Raw genomic sequence first — 14,243 nt, 5'->3', positions numbered from 1 at the left:
CTTCGGTGTCGGGTGATGCGTGTGTGCGGGAGGGTCAGCGGGTACGCGCGTGGGCGTGCACCCAGTCGGTGAGGGCGGGAAGGAGTTCGGAGAGCGTGGCGGCGTGGAAGTCGGGGGTCGCGGCCTCGTCGGGGTAGCCGGCGACCAGCGCCGTGGCGTGGCCACGCGTGTGCGCCGGGGCGAGGTCGTTGCGCCAGATGTCGCCGACGGCGAGGACGTCGGCATCCGCATCGAGCGCGTCGAGCAGCGCGGCGAGTCCGTCGGGCTTGCCGGCGTCGACCACCACCCGGTCGAAGAGGCCGGTGAGCCCGAGCGCATCGAGGGCCTCGGGGATGCGCACCCCGGGGGCGTTGGTCACGAGCACCCGCTCGGCGTCGACGTCGGCGAGGAAGGCGGCGAGTCCGGCCGGCGCGGCGATCGGCGCGGCGTCCGAGGCGAGGTGCGCGCGGCTCGCGGCGTAGCCGCGGGCGAGGTCGTCGGCGCTCGCACCGGCGGCGGTGGCGCGCACCCGCACCAGGTCGTAGGCGTCGATCGCGATCTCCTCGCCGTCCGTCCCGGCGTGGCCGGAGAGGATGTCGTCGACGAACGACGCGGCGAGCCCGGCCTCCGCGGCGACGGCGCGCGCGTAGGCGCGCACCGGCCCGTCGCCGAGGGCGACGGTACCGTCGAAGTCGAAGATGAGAATCGGACGAGGCACGGAGCTCCCTGCGGTTTTTCGGCGGAGCGCCCAGGATGCTGGACGCTTCGTCCATAGTGAAGGACACTTGTGGACGCAATGACCACAGCAGATGAACAACAGGTAAAAGATGGCGATGCGCTCGCGCGGCTCGACGCCGCCGCGGCGCTGGCGGCGCGCGATCCGTTCGCCGCGCTGAACGCACTCCCCTGGCTCGGCGCGTCGATCGACGCGGATGCCGCCGCCGACCGGTTCGCGCAATGGGGACGCTCGAGCGTCGTCGACGAGAACACCGGCACGGCGGTGGTGCCGGCATCCGTCTTCGACGCGCTGCACGCGCGCGCCGGAGTGGACGCGCGCTTCCCGATCGGCAACGCGGGACTGCTGCACGTCTACGGCTACCTGCTGTCGACGACACCGACGCCCTACGGCCTCAAGCGTGATCGCTGGCTCGACGGCGCGCTCGCCCGGGCCTACGGGCTCGCGGCCGACGCCTTCCTCCCGTGGGCGCTGCCGACGGGCGAGACCCTGCTGACGCGGGTGACGGCGGCGATGGCCGAGCTGCTCGCACGGGCAGCCGTCCGGCGCGAGCAGCTCGGCGGCACAGAGGCGATCATCGCGGTCGACCGGCCCGCGGCATCCGGGGCAGCCGCCCTGGCCTATGCGCTCACGAGCGGCGGGTCGACGCGGCTGATCACGACCTTCCCCGTCGCCGCCGTCGACGACGTGCTGGCCGGCGTCGACGCCGACGGCCCGCGGCTGCGGTGGAACGCGGTCGGCTGAGGGGCGCCGCTCAGCCGGCCGGCGCCGTTCAGCCGGCCAGTGCCGCGTACTCGTCGGCCGCGGCGGCGACGCGGTGGTTGTAATCGATCGAGGGGTTGTAGGCGTCCACGGCGCGGATCCACCCGGACGGGTCGGCGAGCACCAGCCGGCGGCGCAGGGGCCTCCAGGAAGGGCGCGGTACGGCGTGCGCGCCGCGTGCCGCGGGCGGCCTCAGGACCACGGCCGCGCAGCCGCAGGCAGGAACGCCGTGAGATCGCAGGTGGTCTCGGAATGCGAATCATTCCCATTGGGGGGGGAATCTCCTTCGATCAGATCGCGCCGCCGCCGCCAACTCCGACCACCCGAGGGCAGGCGTTTCGCCGAGAACAGGCGATGACCGCGGCATCCGGCCTCTCCCCGGCCGCCGGCCTCTCCCTGGCCGATGGCCTCTCCCCGGCCGATGGCCTCTCCCCGCGAGGGCGGGATGCCGCGCCCCAGTCAGTCCCGCGGCGCGTGTGCCTCGAGGAACTCGTACAGATCGGTCGTGTCGACGCCCGGGAACGAGCCGGTCGGCAGGGTCGCCAGCAGCGTCCGGGGCGTGCGGACGTTGGGCCAGGCCTGGTCGCGCCACTGCGACTCGAGCTCGGCGGGAGCACGGCGGCAGCACACCTCGACGGCATGGCGCGAGACGCCGCGGTTGGTGGTCTCGCGCCCGACGAACCACTTGGTGTCGTCGAAGCGCACCCCCACCGACACCGAGTGCGCGCCCTCGCTCGAGGCCTCCACGCGCGCGGTGCACCAGAACGTGCCGTTGCCGGTGTCGGTGTACTGGTAGTACGGGTTGAACTTGTCGGGGATGTCGAAGACGACCCGGCTCGTCCAGCGGCGACAGCACAGCTGCCCCTCGATCGCCCCCAGGCGGTCGGAGGGGAAGTTCACGTCGTCGTTCTCGTACGCCTTCGTGATGGTCCCCGACTCGTGCACCTTCAGGAAGTGCACCGGGATGCCGAGGTGACGCGTGGCCAGGTTGGTGAAGCGGTGCGCCGCGGTCTCGTACGACACCGAGTACGCATCGCGGAGGTCCTCGATCGACAGCGCACGGCGCGACTTCGCGTCGTGGAGCACCGGGACCGCGTGATCCTCGGGGATCAGCAGCGCCCCCGTGAGGTAGTTCGTCTCCACGCGCTGGCGAAGGAACTCGGCGTACGAGCGCGGCTCGGCGTGGCCGAGGATGCGACTCGCGAGCGCCTGCAGCACGGCCGTGCGCGAGTCACCCTTCGCGGGCACCGTGCTCGAGAGGTACAGCCGCCCGTGCTTGATGTCGGCGACCGACCGCGTCGACGCCGGCAGGTCGGCGACGTAGTGCAGGGAGAAGCCCAGATGAGCGGCGATGTCCGACGCGGTGCGCTGCGTGAGCGGACCCCCGGGGTGATCGACGGCGCGCAGGATGCCGCGGGCGTGCTCCTCCAGCTCGGCGAAGTAATTGTCCTGCCGTCGCATGAGGTGGCGCAGCTCCACGTTCGCCCGCCGCGCCTCCTCAGGGGTGGCGGAACGCTCGTCGCCGAGCCGCTCGATCTCCCCCTGCAGCGCGAGCAGCGCCCGCAGGGCGTCGTCGGGGACCGACTTGCCGATGCGGAACGGCTCGATGCCGAGCGCCCGGAACGTCTGGCCCTTCATGGCGCGCTCGAGGGCGATCTCGAGGGTGGCGCGCTCATCCAGCGGCTCCGCCTCGAGGAGCTGGTCGACCGTCACCCCGAGGGCCTTCGCGATGGTGCGCAGGAGGGTGAGCTTGGGCTCGCGCTTGCCCGTCTCGATCATCGACAGCTGGCTCGGCGCGCGCTCGACGGCCGCCGCGAGCTCGTCGAGGGTCATGCCGCGGGCGGTGCGCAGCTGCCGGATGCGCCGGCCGATCGTGAGGGCGTCGGCCTCGTCGTCGGCGGCGCCCGAGAGGTCGGTGAAGGGAACATCGACGTTCGTCATGTCCGGGATTGTGTCACAGAATGTGAACTTCGATCAATCTTCACACTGGATTTGGTTACTCCTGGCCTCAAACTTCACCCACAGTGGAGACACGAGCCACCGCCGGCCCCGCCCCGGCATCCGATGAAGGAGAGCACCATGACGATCCAGGCCACCCCCGGTCAGCCGCCCCTCCGCGCGGGCGACCAGACGCAGACCGCCGCCGAGCTGCAGGAGATCTGGGACACCGACCCGCGCTGGGACGGCGTGCAGCGCACCTACACGGCAGAGGACGTCGTGCGTCTGCGCGGGTCGGTCCGCGAGGAGAACACCCTCGCCCGCCGCGGCGCGGAGAACCTCTGGAACCTCCTGCACACCGAGGACTACATCCGGGCGCTCGGCGCGTACACCGGCGGTCAGGCGGTGCAGCAGGTACGCGCGGGCCTGAAGGCCATCTACCTCTCCGGCTGGCAGGTCGCCGCCGACGGCAACCTCGCCGGGCAGACCTACCCCGACCAGAGCCTCTACCCGGCCAATTCGGTGCCCGCTGTCGTCCGCCGCATCAACAACGCGCTGATCCGCCAGGACCAGATCGAGCACACCGAGGGCACCCTCACGCAGGACTGGCTGGCGCCCATCGTCGCGGATGCCGAAGCCGGCTTCGGCGGCCCGCTCAACGCGTACGAGCTCGCGCATTCGCTCATCCAGTCGGGTGCCGCCGGCATCCACTGGGAAGACCAGCTCGCCAGCGAGAAGAAGTGCGGCCACCTCGGCGGCAAGGTGCTGGTGCCCACGCAGCAGCACATCCGCACCCTGAACGCGGCTCGGCTCGCCGCCGACGTCGCCGGCGTGCCGACCGTCATCATCGCCCGCACCGACGCGCTGGCGGCCGACCTGCTCACGAGCGACGTCGACCCCCGCGACCAGGAGTTCACGACCGGCGAGCGCACGAGCGAGGGCTTCTACCGGGTGCGCCCGGGCCTGGAGGCGGTCATCAGCCGCGGCCTGGCCTTCGCCCCCTACGCCGACCTGCTGTGGGTGGAGACGGGCGAGCCCGACATCGAGCTGGCCCGCGCGTTCGCGAGCGCGATCCACGAGCGGTTCCCCGGCAAGATGCTCGCCTACAACTGCTCGCCGAGCTTCAACTGGAAGCGTCACCTCAGCGACGAGCAGATCGCGACCTTCCAGCAGGAGCTGGCCGACCTGGGCTACAAGTTCCAGTTCATCACCCTCGCGGGCTTCCACGCCCTCAACTACTCGATGTTCGATCTCGCCTCCGGCTACGCCGAGCGTGCCATGAGCGCGTACGTCGAGCTGCAGGAAGCCGAGTTCGCCGCGGAGGCCCGCGGCTACACCGCCACCAAGCACCAGCGCGAGGCGGGCACCGGCTACTTCGACGTCGTTTCCACGGCGCTCAACCCCGACAGCGCGACCCTGGCTCTGGTGGGATCCACTGAGGCCGAGCAGTTCCACTGAGACACCGCGCTTCGACTCGCTGCGCTCGCTCAACGACCGGAACACGCACTCCCGGTCGTTGAGCGAGGCCCGCAGGGCCGAGTCGACACGCCGCACCCCACGCACACACGACACAGAAAGAGCAGGGCCATGACTCCCACCGCCACGGGCACCGCGCCCGCATCGACCATCACCATCACGGGACCGATCCGCGACCGCTACGAGGAGATCCTCACCCCCGCGGCCATCGCGTTCCTCGCCGAGCTGCACGTCCGCTTCGCCGGCCGGCGTCACGACCGCCTCGCCGACCGGATGCGGCGCCGTTTCGAGATCGGCAACGGGCACGACCCGCAGTTCCGCTCCGACACGGCCCACATCCGCGAGGATGCCGAGTGGCAGGTCGCCGGGGCGGGTCCGGGACTGGAGGATCGCCGCGTCGAGATCACCGGACCCACCGACCCGAAGATGACGATCAACGCGCTCAACTCGGGCGCGAAGGTGTGGCTGGCCGACCAGGAGGATGCCACGAGCCCCACCTGGCGGAACGTCATCGAAGGTCAGCTCTCGCTGTTCGACGCGATCCGCGGACAGCTCTCGTACACGAGCCCCGAGGGCAAGCAGTACCGCGTCACCGCCGAGCAGACCCCCACGATCGTGATGCGTCCCCGCGGCTGGCACCTGGTCGAGAAGCACATCCGCTACACCGACCGCGCCGGTCGCGACCTCGCGGCATCCGGTTCGCTCGTCGACTACGGCCTGTACTTCTTCCACAACGCGCAGCGTCTGATCGACAACGGTGTGGGCCCCTACTTCTACCTGCCGAAGATCGAGTCGGCGGAGGAGGCGAAGCTGTGGGACGACGTCTTCACCTTCAGTGAGAACTACCTCGGCATTCCGCACGGCACCATCCGCGCGACGGTGCTCATCGAGACGCTGCCGGCGGCGTTCGAGATGGAGGAGATCCTGTTCGAGCTGCGCGACCACATCGCGGGTCTGAACGCGGGCCGCTGGGACTACATCTTCTCGATGATCAAGAACTACCGCGGCCGGGGCGCGCGGTTCGTGCTGCCCGACCGCAGCCAGGTCACGATGACGGTGCCGTTCATGCGGGCCTACACGGAGCTGCTCGTGAAGACGTGCCACAAGCGCGGAGCCTTCGCGATCGGCGGCATGAGCGCCTTCATCCCCAACCGGCGCGACCCCGAGGTGACGGCGCAGGCGTTCGAGAAGGTCGCCGCCGACAAGAAGCGCGAGGCCGGCGACGGCTTCGACGGGACCTGGGTGGCCCACCCCGACCTGATCCCGGTGGCCCGGGCCGAGTTCGACGCCGTACTCGGCGAGCGTCCCAACCAGATCGACCGCCAGCGCCCCGAGGTGAACGTCCAGGCCTCGCAGCTCATCGACGTGCACATCGGACTGCCGGTCACGGCGGCGGGCGTGTACGGCAACGTGTCGGTGGCGATCCGCTACATCGAGGCGTGGCTGCGAGGGCTCGGGGCCGTCGCGATCGACAACCTCATGGAGGATGCCGCGACCGCCGAGATCAGCCGCAGCCAGGTGTGGCAGTGGATCCACCAGGACCGCACGACGGACGACGGCACCCGCATCACGCGCGAGTACATCGAGGGTCTCATCGCGCAGGTCCTGGCCGAGGTGCCGCGCCAGGACGGCGACCGGTTCGACGACGCGGCGGCGATCTTCCGCGATGTCGCCCTCGGTGAGGACTTCCCGACGTTCCTGACGCTCGGGGCCTACGCCGACTACCTGACCGACTGACGGTCCGCGTCGCACAGTGGGGGTGGATGCCGCGGCATCCACCCCCACTGTCGCGCACTGCAGGAAGGACGTTGACAGAGTTGGCTAATGCTATTAGCTTTATGGCTATGACAACCACGTCCTCTCCCTCAGCTGCCTTCGCCCGGCTGGATGTCCATCACCTCGATCGGCCGGAAGGTCGCATCGCGTACCGCGTGAGCGGTGACGGTCCGCTCGTCGTGTGCGTTCCCGGCATGGGCGAGATCGCCGCGAGCTACCGCTACACCGTCCCCGCTCTGCGCGAGGCCGGGTTCCGCGTCGCCGTGATGGACCTGCGCGGTCACGGCGAGTCGGATGCGACGTTCACGGCGTACGACGACGTGGCGGCCGGCACCGACATCCTCGCGCTCATCGCGCATCTCGGCGGCCCCGCCGTCGTCGTCGGCAACTCGATGGCCGCCGGGGCGGCCGTCTGGGCTGCCGCCGAGGAGCCCGCCGCCGTCAACGGCCTGGGTCTGGTCGGCCCGTTCGTCCGCAACGCGCCGACCAACCCGTTCGCCGCCGCAACGTTCCGCCTGCTGATGCTCCGGCCGTGGGCCCGCGCGGCCTGGCTCGCCTACCTGCCCCAGCTCTCCCCCGGCAGCCGGCCCGCCGACTTCGCGGAGCACCGCGCAGCGATCCGCGACGCGATGCGCCGCCCGGGCGCCGCCGCCGCATTCGCGCGCACGACGCGCACCGACCACAGCCTCGCCGAGAAGCGGATCCCCGAGGTGTCGGCACCGGCGCTGGTCATCATGGGCACGGCCGACCCCGACTTCAGCGACCCGAGCGGCGAAGCGGCCTGGATCGGCGAGCACCTGCGCGCCCGCGTGGTGCTCGTGGAGGGCGCCGGGCACTACCCGCAGGCCGAGTACCCCGAGCAGGTCGGTCCCGCCTTGGTCGCGTTCTGTCGCGAGGTGGCCGGTGCCTAGGGCCGGGCTCACCCGCGATGCCGTGGTGACGCTGGCGTTGGAGACGATCGACGAGCTCGGTCTCGACGCTCTCACCCTCGCCGAGATCGCCGGCCGCGCCGGCGTGAAGGTGCCGAGCCTCTACAAGCACATCGCTTCGCTCGAGGTGCTGCGCTCGGCTGCGGCCACCGAGGCGACGCATGAGCTCGCGCGGGAGCTGCAGGCCGCGGCTGTCGGCGTGTCCCGCACGGCGGCACTGGACAGTCTTGCGCACGCCTATCGGGGGTACGCGTTGCGGCATCCAGGACGATATGCGGCCACCCAGCGCGCACCCCTGCCCGGTGAGGCGCGAGAGGAGGCGCATGCCGCCGCCGCGGCGGAGGTGCAACAGGTCGTCTCGGCGACGCTGCGCGGCTACGACATCGCCGACGATCAGCTGATCGACGCCACACGTGCTCTGCGCGCCGCCCTGCACGGGTTCTGCGCACTCGAGAACGGGGGCGGCTTCGCCCTTCCGGTCACCATGTCGCAGAGCTTCGCCCGGATGATCGCCGGCCTCGACCGCATGCTGTCGACCTGGCCGAACTGAGGCTCACTCCCGACCGGGATCGATCGGCGCGAAGCGGCGCAGACCGCCGCCCGTCGTGAGGCGGGATGCCGCGAGCGAGCCCGCGACCGCGAGGAAGATCGGCAGCAGCAGGGTGAATCCCGTTCCGGTGAACTCGATGATCAGCGCGATCGCGGTGAAGGGCGCCCGCATGTTGGCGGCGAGGAACGCCCCCGCCGCGACGATGGCCAGCGCGGTGCCGTCGGCACCGGGCCAGATGAACGCCCACCCGGCCGCGGCCGCAGCGCCCAGCGCCGCGCCGATCGCCACCGACGGCTGCAGGGTGCCGCCGATCGCACCGGAGCCGAGCGAGACCGACGTGGCCACGTACTTCATCACGGCCAGCGCCAGCAGCAGGTAGGCGGGTTGAGCGAGATCGAAGCCGGCGGTCGCGAGGGCACGTCCGTTTCCGAGGATGAGCGGCAAGAACGCGCCGAGCACACCGACCGCGGCGAACGTGACGGGCAGCACGACGAGCAGCTTCCACCCGGTGGGGCGGTGCCGCGACAGCCGGGCGGTGACTGCGGAGAAGCTCGTCGCCCCCCAGCCCATGAGGGGCCCGATCAACACGGCGGCGACGAGAAGGGACGGCGTGACGGCGACGGGCGCGACGTGGTACAGCGAGTCGTCGGCGACCAGGGGACGAGCGACGACCGTGGCGACCGCGCTCACCGAGAGGGCGACGACGGCGGCGCCCGCGCTGAAGCGCGCGAGGAGGATCTCGATCGCGAACAGCGCCCCGGCCAGCGGCACGTTGTAGACAGCGGCGAGACCCGCGCCGGCGGCGGAGGCGACGAGGATCATCGACCAGCGTGCGTCGATGCGGAACCAGCCGACGAGCTTCGAGCCCGCCATCGCCGACAGCTCTCGGGGCGCCACCTCTTTGCCGATCGAGGCGCCGAGGCCGACAGAGGTCACCTGGATCACGGTGTCGGCAAGGGTTTCCAGCGCCGGCATCCGCTTTCCGGCGACTCCTTCTTCGACGCTCGCGATGCGCCGCCCGAACCGGCGGAGCAGGTACCAGCCGAGGGCCGCGATCACGCCGGCGGCGCTCAGGCTGAGGATCGGAAGCCACCAGGGCGATGGCAGAGCGAGCCCATCGAGGAACGGCCCCTCGGCGCTTCCCCAGACCAGGTGCTCCACGGAGTGGACGATCCAGACGAGCAGCAGTACCGCCAGGCCCGTCGCGATACCGACGCAGAGGGTGGCAAGGCCCAGACGCACCAGCCCCCACAGACCGGAGAGGCGGCGAGGCGGGCGGGCACGGGCGTCTCCGGTCACGTCGTCACGTTAGCGCACGCGCTGCGTCGTTCCCGACACGCGCGAGCCAGGCGGCGCCCCGCAGCGCGGCATCCGTGCCGGCGCGCGCGATCTCGATCCGCACGTCGGCGAAAGGGGCACGAAGTTCCGCCCGCAGCCCCTCGGTGAGCGGCTCGACGAGCGCCGCTCCCAGTTCGGAGACGCCGCCACCGAGCAGCACGAGGCCCGGGTCGACGGTGGCGATCACCGGAGCGAGCGACGCGCCCAGCTCGTCGGCGGCCGCCGCGATCACCTGAGCGGCCACCGTGTCGCCCTCCCGCGCTCGTCGAGCGACCTCTCGCAGCGGCACCGCGATGCCCGTGCGCTCCGCGAACGAGCGCTCGATACCCGGCCCGCTCGCGAAGGCTTCGACATGGTCTCGGCCGCCGCACGAGCACACGCGCCCGCGCATCGTGGCTGCGCGCAGATGCCCGATCGATCCGGCCATCCCGGATGCACCGCGCAGCAGCACGCCCTCGGACACGACGGCTCCTCCGATGCCCGTCCCCACCGCGACGAAGACGAAGCGGTCCCGGTCGGAGCCCAGGGCGAGCTCCCCGAGCGCGGCCGCGTGCACGTCATTGACGACGACGACCGGGACACCGAGCCGTGCGACGAGTCCTGCGGCCACGGCAGTGCCGCGCCACCCGGCGAGATGATCGGTAGCGTGCGTGACGATGCCGTCCTCATCGAAGGCCCCTGCGCTGCCGACGCCGACCGCGGCGACCGGACCGGCCGCCTCGATCACCTCGCGCACGAGCGCGGCCGCCGCATCGAGGATGGCTGCCGCCCCCTTCGCTGCCGGGGTCGGCCGCTGGACGCGGTGGCCGATCTGCCCGCCTTCGCGCACGAGGGCGGCCGCGATCTTGGTGCCGCCGATGTCGACGGCGACGACGGCCCGTGCGCTCTCCTCCCGGACGCTCATCGCGCTCCAGGGGTCACCGCGACGAAGCGGCGCGTGATGGCGATGGGATCGGTGATCGCTCCCCCCACGACGACGGCGTGGGCGCCGGCGTCGAAAGCCGCGGCCACCTCGGCGGGCGTCTGGAAGCGGCCCTCCGCGAGCACGCGAACACCGCGCGCCGCGAGTCGGGCGACGAGGTCGAGGTCGGGCCCACGGTGCTGTGGCGAGTAGGGCGTGTAGCCCGACAGCGTCGTGCCGACGAAGGTGGCCCCGGCATCCCACGCGGCCATCCCCTCGTCGAACGTCGACACATCCGCCATCACCGCGACGCGCGCGTGCGTGATCGCGCTGCGTACGCGCGCCGCGACGTCCGCCACGACTTCGAGGGTGGCATCCACCGCGACGATGTCGGCCCCGGCATCCACGAGCGCGACGACCTGCTCATCGGTCTGCGTGATCACGTTCCGGCGCACCCCCATCCGCTTGTCGAGCCCGATGATCGGGACGTGCGTCGACTCTCGCACAGCGGAGATGTCGTGCACGCCGTTGATGCGCAGCGCGGCGGCGCCCCCGCGCAGCGCACTGGCGGCCAGCCGCGCGATCGTCGGCGTGTGACGCAGCGGAGATCCGTTCGATGCCTGACACGAGACGATCAGTCTCCCCTCGACCGCGACGACGGCGTCTTCACTTGAGTGCACCGGCACCGACACCTCCTACGAAGTAGCGCTGGAAGACGACGAACAGCACCAGCGCGGGAAGGGTGAACAGAACGGATGCCGCCATCAGCGGACCCCACTCCAGGTTCCGCTCGCCGAAGAACGAGTACAGACCGATGGACAGCGTGTATTTGCTCGCGTCGTTGAGATAGATGAGCGGATTGAGGAAGTCGGTCCATGCCCAGACGAACTGGAAGATCGCGGCGGTGATGAGCGCGGGTCGTGCCTGCGGGAGAACGATCGACCAGTAGATGCGCAGCTCGGAGGCCCCGTCGATCCGCGCGGCCTGCAGCAGCTCGTTGGGCACCGAGGTCAGGAACTGGCGCAGCATGAAGATGAGGAACGGCGTGCCGAAGAACGCCGGAGCGACCAGCGGGATGATGCTGTTCGTCGCTCCGAGACCGTTCCACATCAGGAACAGCGGGATCATGGTCACCTGCGGCGGCAGCATCATCGTCGCCATGACGATCACGAGCAGCGGCCGCTGACCGCGCCATCCGATCTTCGACAGCGAGTAGGCCACCAGCGGCGACGCGATGAGCATTCCCAGCACCGACAGGCCCGCGATCACAATCGTGTTCAGCAGGTACTGCCAGAACGGGATCTCTTCGAACACCGCGACGAAGTTCTGCAGCGTCCATTCGGTGGGCCACAGCGACGGGGGCGCACTGAAGATGTCGTCGGGCAGCTTGAACGCGGTGCTCAGCATCGACAGGAACGGGAAGACGAACGCCAGCACGAGCAGCCAGATCGCGAGGTATCGGGCGGTGGTGCGCGCGGCGCGGCGCGCCGTCGTCCGCCGACGGGAGGCGCCCGCCTGCCGCGGGTCAGTCGCGGTCAGAGCCATAGTGGACCCATTTCTTCGAGGACCACAGCAGGACGAGCGTGATCGCGAGAGTGAGCAGGAACAGCACCCAGGCCATCGCCGACGCGTAGCCCATCTTCAAGAAGACGAAGGCGTTCTGGTACAGGTACATCGCGTAGCTGATCATCGATTGGCCAGGTCCCCCGCTCGCCTCGTTCAGTCGCGTCTGGGTGAGCAGATACGGCTGCGTGAAGATCTGGAGGTAGGCGATCACGGTCACGATGATCTGGAAGAGCGTGACGGGAGAAATGGTCGGCCACGTGACGTAGCGGAACCGGGCGAACCAGCCTGCGCCGTCGAGCTCGGCGGCCTCGTAGAGCTCGGCGGGCACGTCCTTGATCGCGGCGAGATAGATGATCATGGTTCCGCCGATCGTCCACAGACACATCAACACGATCGCCGGTTTCCCCCACTGGGGCTGCTCGAGCCACTCCGGCTGCGGCAGATGCAGCAGCCCGAGGAAGTAGTTGACGAATCCATACTGGGTGTTCAACAGCCACCGCCACAGGTAACCGCCGACCACGATCGGCACGATCGTCGGCAGATAGACCAGGGCGCGGTAGAGCGGCTGACCGCGCACCGGGAGGTTCAGCAGGTGGGCGCCACCGATGGAGATGAGGATCGTGAGCGGCACGCCCAAGAACGCGAGGAACAGCGTGTTGGCCAACGCCTTCCAGAAGGTGTCGTCCCGCATCATCTGGGCGTAGTTGTCCAGGCCGACCCACGAGGGCGGCTGGAAGAGGTTGAAGTCGGTGAAGCTGTACACCGCCGAGGCCACTACCGGCCACACGATGAAGACAGCGGCGCCGATGAGGAACGGCGACGCGAACGCCAGACCCAGAAGGGTCTGGCGTCGCGCGCCGCGGGGGGCGGTCGGTGCCATCAGTACGAGGAGACCTTGCCGGCGACGGAGGCCAGCGCCTCATCGGGGCCGGCGACGCCGCGGACGATGTCGTCGAAGGCCGTCGCCAGGTCGGTGGAGTACTGCGCGCTGTACGGCTGGCTCGCGAGCGACTTCGCGTTGGGGCTCGCGAGCGCCTTCAACCACGAGTCGAAGTGGGGGATCTCGGCGTAGGCGGGGTCGTCCAGCAGGGCAGTCTTGGAGGGCAGGTTGCCGAGGGCGAGCGTGAAATCGACCATCGGCTTGTCCTGCACCATGTACGCGAGGAACTTCGCCGCCTCGGCCTTGTGCTTCGAGTTGCTCGGGATGAACAGCGTGCTGGTCGTGACCTGCGTGGTCCCGGCGAGCGCGGGGGTGGCCGCCGGGATGTCGATCACGCCCCAGTTGAGGTTCGGGGCGACCTTGGGGATGTTCACCGCCTGCCATTCGCCGTCGACGACCATCGCCTGCTTGCCCGTGTAGAAGGGATCCTGCGCGGACATGTACTGGCCGAGACCCGACGCGAAGGTCGCGATCTTGTCGGCACCGAACGTGTCGGTCAGTGTCGTGGTGTACCAGTCGAGGGCCGCGACGTTCTTGGGGTCGTCGGGGGTGGGAGTCTTGCCGTCGGCGCCGTCCCAGGTGCCACCGAAGGCGTAACCGAGGGTCGTGAACAGAGTGGATGCCGAGGGGTTGCCGAGCCCGATCTGCGTGATCGCCCCGCTTCCGTCGACGACCGTCAGCTTCTTCACGGCATCCGCGAGCTCATCCATGGTCGTGGGCGGCTTCACACCCGCCTTGTCGAGGAGGTCCTTGTTGTACATGAGCTGCTGGGTGTGCACCGCGATCGGGAGCGCGTAGATCTTGCCATCGAAGGTCATCTGCTCCATGGATGCCGGCGCGAACGCGGACGTGTCGACCTTCTCCGCCGCGAGGTAGTCGTCCAGGGGCGCGAGGATCCCCTTGGAGGCCCACGAGCCGACGGTGTTGCCGAAGTTGTCGGAGATGTCGAAGCTGCCGTTGCTGGAGGACATCGAGGTGAGCTGCTTCTGCGCGTCGGGGCTTGAGACACCGACGACCTTGATGTCGGACTGGCTGGCGTTGAAGTCGGCGATGATCTTCTCCAGCGCCTTCGCCTCCTCTCCGCCCCACAGATAGGAGAAGGTGATCGTGGTCGGGCCGGAGGGCGCGGCCGCCGCGCAGCCTCCCAGAGCGACGGACGCCGCGAGGACGCCGGAGAGCGCGACGGCGCGGGTGAGGACCCGCCGTCCCGTGATGGTCAGTTCCATGGTGTTCCTTCGAGGTGCGTGGGTTCGGGTGGTGAAGCTTGGTAGAAATTGGTGTACTCCATTTTTTCGGGGCGTGTCAAGAGATTCCCGAAATATCGTGTTCTCTCGCCTCGACATGCGGTCCGT

General features: G+C 70.0%; 14 protein-coding genes. 5 read left to right on the top strand and 9 right to left on the bottom strand.

From position 1 onward, the window contains the following. Positions 1–34: 34 nt before the first annotated feature. The gene (locus DEU37_RS03025) at positions 35–697 is read right to left on the bottom strand and encodes a hydrolase (RefSeq protein WP_121189184.1); all 663 of its coding nucleotides are present in this window, start codon (positions 695–697) and stop codon (positions 35–37) included. A 78-nt stretch (positions 698–775) separates the two neighbouring features. Between DEU37_RS03025 and DEU37_RS03020 the strand changes: the two genes are divergently transcribed. After that, positions 776–1,459, top strand: coding sequence for an amino acid deaminase (locus DEU37_RS03020; RefSeq protein WP_259457114.1), 684 nt, complete (start codon positions 776–778; stop codon positions 1,457–1,459). A gap of 28 nt (positions 1,460–1,487) precedes the next feature. On the opposite strand, the gene DEU37_RS14725 is transcribed toward DEU37_RS03020, so the two are convergent. Further along, positions 1,488–1,679 (bottom strand): hypothetical protein, encoded by a 192-nt coding sequence (locus tag DEU37_RS14725; RefSeq protein WP_147424844.1) that lies wholly within the window; start codon positions 1,677–1,679, stop codon positions 1,488–1,490. Positions 1,680–1,936: 257 nt separating this feature from the next. Beyond that, on the bottom strand, positions 1,937–3,418 hold the full coding sequence (locus tag DEU37_RS03015) for a helix-turn-helix transcriptional regulator (protein ID WP_121189182.1): 1,482 nt from the start codon (positions 3,416–3,418) through the stop codon (positions 1,937–1,939). 138 nt (positions 3,419–3,556) lie between these two features. Between DEU37_RS03015 and aceA the strand changes: the two genes are divergently transcribed. From aceA to DEU37_RS02995, 4 genes are all read left to right on the top strand, one after another. Next, complete coding sequence (gene aceA / locus DEU37_RS03010; protein ID WP_121189625.1) at positions 3,557–4,873, top strand: isocitrate lyase; 1,317 nt, start codon at positions 3,557–3,559, stop codon at positions 4,871–4,873. Between the two features lie 129 nt (positions 4,874–5,002). After that, a complete protein-coding gene (gene aceB, locus DEU37_RS03005; protein WP_121189181.1) occupies positions 5,003–6,628 on the top strand; it encodes a malate synthase A in 1,626 nt (541 codons plus the stop codon). Between the two features lie 107 nt (positions 6,629–6,735). Next, on the top strand, positions 6,736–7,578 hold the full coding sequence (locus tag DEU37_RS03000) for an alpha/beta fold hydrolase (protein ID WP_259457113.1): 843 nt from the start codon (positions 6,736–6,738) through the stop codon (positions 7,576–7,578). Next, complete coding sequence (locus DEU37_RS02995) at positions 7,571–8,146, top strand: TetR/AcrR family transcriptional regulator (RefSeq protein ID WP_121189179.1); 576 nt, start codon at positions 7,571–7,573, stop codon at positions 8,144–8,146. Before DEU37_RS03000 ends, DEU37_RS02995 begins: the two co-directional genes overlap by 8 nt. Positions 8,147–8,149: 3 nt before the next feature. On the opposite strand, the gene DEU37_RS02990 is transcribed toward DEU37_RS02995, so the two are convergent. The 6 genes from DEU37_RS02990 to DEU37_RS02965 are packed head-to-tail and all read right to left on the bottom strand — an operon-like array spanning position 8,150 to position 14,117. After that, positions 8,150–9,445 (bottom strand): chloride channel protein, encoded by a 1,296-nt coding sequence (locus DEU37_RS02990; RefSeq protein ID WP_121189178.1) that lies wholly within the window; start codon positions 9,443–9,445, stop codon positions 8,150–8,152. Positions 9,446–9,449: 4 nt separating this feature from the next. Then, entirely contained in the window at positions 9,450–10,388 is a 939-nt protein-coding gene (locus DEU37_RS02985) for an ROK family protein (RefSeq protein ID WP_121189177.1), read from the bottom strand. Then, entirely contained in the window at positions 10,385–11,071 is a 687-nt protein-coding gene (locus DEU37_RS02980; RefSeq protein WP_259457112.1) for an N-acetylmannosamine-6-phosphate 2-epimerase, read from the bottom strand. Before DEU37_RS02980 ends, DEU37_RS02985 begins: the two co-directional genes overlap by 4 nt. Then, positions 11,052–11,930, bottom strand: a complete 879-nt coding sequence (locus DEU37_RS02975; RefSeq protein WP_121189176.1) for a carbohydrate ABC transporter permease — start codon at positions 11,928–11,930, stop codon at positions 11,052–11,054. The genes DEU37_RS02980 and DEU37_RS02975 overlap by 20 nt, the downstream gene beginning before the upstream one ends. Further along, entirely contained in the window at positions 11,911–12,831 is a 921-nt protein-coding gene (locus DEU37_RS02970) for a carbohydrate ABC transporter permease (RefSeq protein ID WP_259457111.1), read from the bottom strand. The genes DEU37_RS02975 and DEU37_RS02970 overlap by 20 nt, the downstream gene beginning before the upstream one ends. Continuing rightward, positions 12,831–14,117 carry an ABC transporter substrate-binding protein gene (locus DEU37_RS02965; RefSeq protein WP_183043565.1) on the bottom strand — a complete coding sequence of 429 codons (1,287 nt, stop codon included), beginning with the start codon at positions 14,115–14,117 and terminating at the stop codon, positions 12,831–12,833. Before DEU37_RS02965 ends, DEU37_RS02970 begins: the two co-directional genes overlap by 1 nt. Between the last annotated feature and the right edge of the window lie 126 nt (positions 14,118–14,243).

This window comes from Microbacterium sp. AG790 (assembly GCF_003634765.1).
GTDB lineage: Bacteria > Actinomycetota > Actinomycetes > Actinomycetales > Microbacteriaceae > Microbacterium.
The sequence above is the reverse complement of the archived record's forward strand: the minus strand, read 5'-3'. Positions and strand labels throughout refer to the sequence as shown.

Excerpts from the sequence above, each read along its gene's own strand:
- DEU37_RS03020 (WP_259457114.1), top strand. The coding sequence starts at position 776 with ATGACCACAGCAGATGAACAACAGGTAAAAGATGGCGATGCGCTCGCG.
- DEU37_RS03015 (WP_121189182.1), bottom strand. The coding sequence starts at position 3,418 with ATGACGAACGTCGATGTTCCCTTCACCGACCTCTCGGGCGCCGCCGAC.
- aceA (WP_121189625.1), top strand. The coding sequence starts at position 3,557 with ATGACGATCCAGGCCACCCCCGGTCAGCCGCCCCTCCGCGCGGGCGAC.
- aceB (WP_121189181.1), top strand. The coding sequence starts at position 5,003 with ATGACTCCCACCGCCACGGGCACCGCGCCCGCATCGACCATCACCATC.
- DEU37_RS03000 (WP_259457113.1), top strand. The coding sequence starts at position 6,736 with ATGACAACCACGTCCTCTCCCTCAGCTGCCTTCGCCCGGCTGGATGTC.
- DEU37_RS02985 (WP_121189177.1), bottom strand. The coding sequence starts at position 10,388 with ATGAGCGTCCGGGAGGAGAGCGCACGGGCCGTCGTCGCCGTCGACATC.
- DEU37_RS02975 (WP_121189176.1), bottom strand. The coding sequence starts at position 11,930 with ATGGCTCTGACCGCGACTGACCCGCGGCAGGCGGGCGCCTCCCGTCGG.
- DEU37_RS02970 (WP_259457111.1), bottom strand. The coding sequence starts at position 12,831 with ATGGCACCGACCGCCCCCCGCGGCGCGCGACGCCAGACCCTTCTGGGT.
- DEU37_RS02965 (WP_183043565.1), bottom strand. The coding sequence starts at position 14,117 with ATGGAACTGACCATCACGGGACGGCGGGTCCTCACCCGCGCCGTCGCG.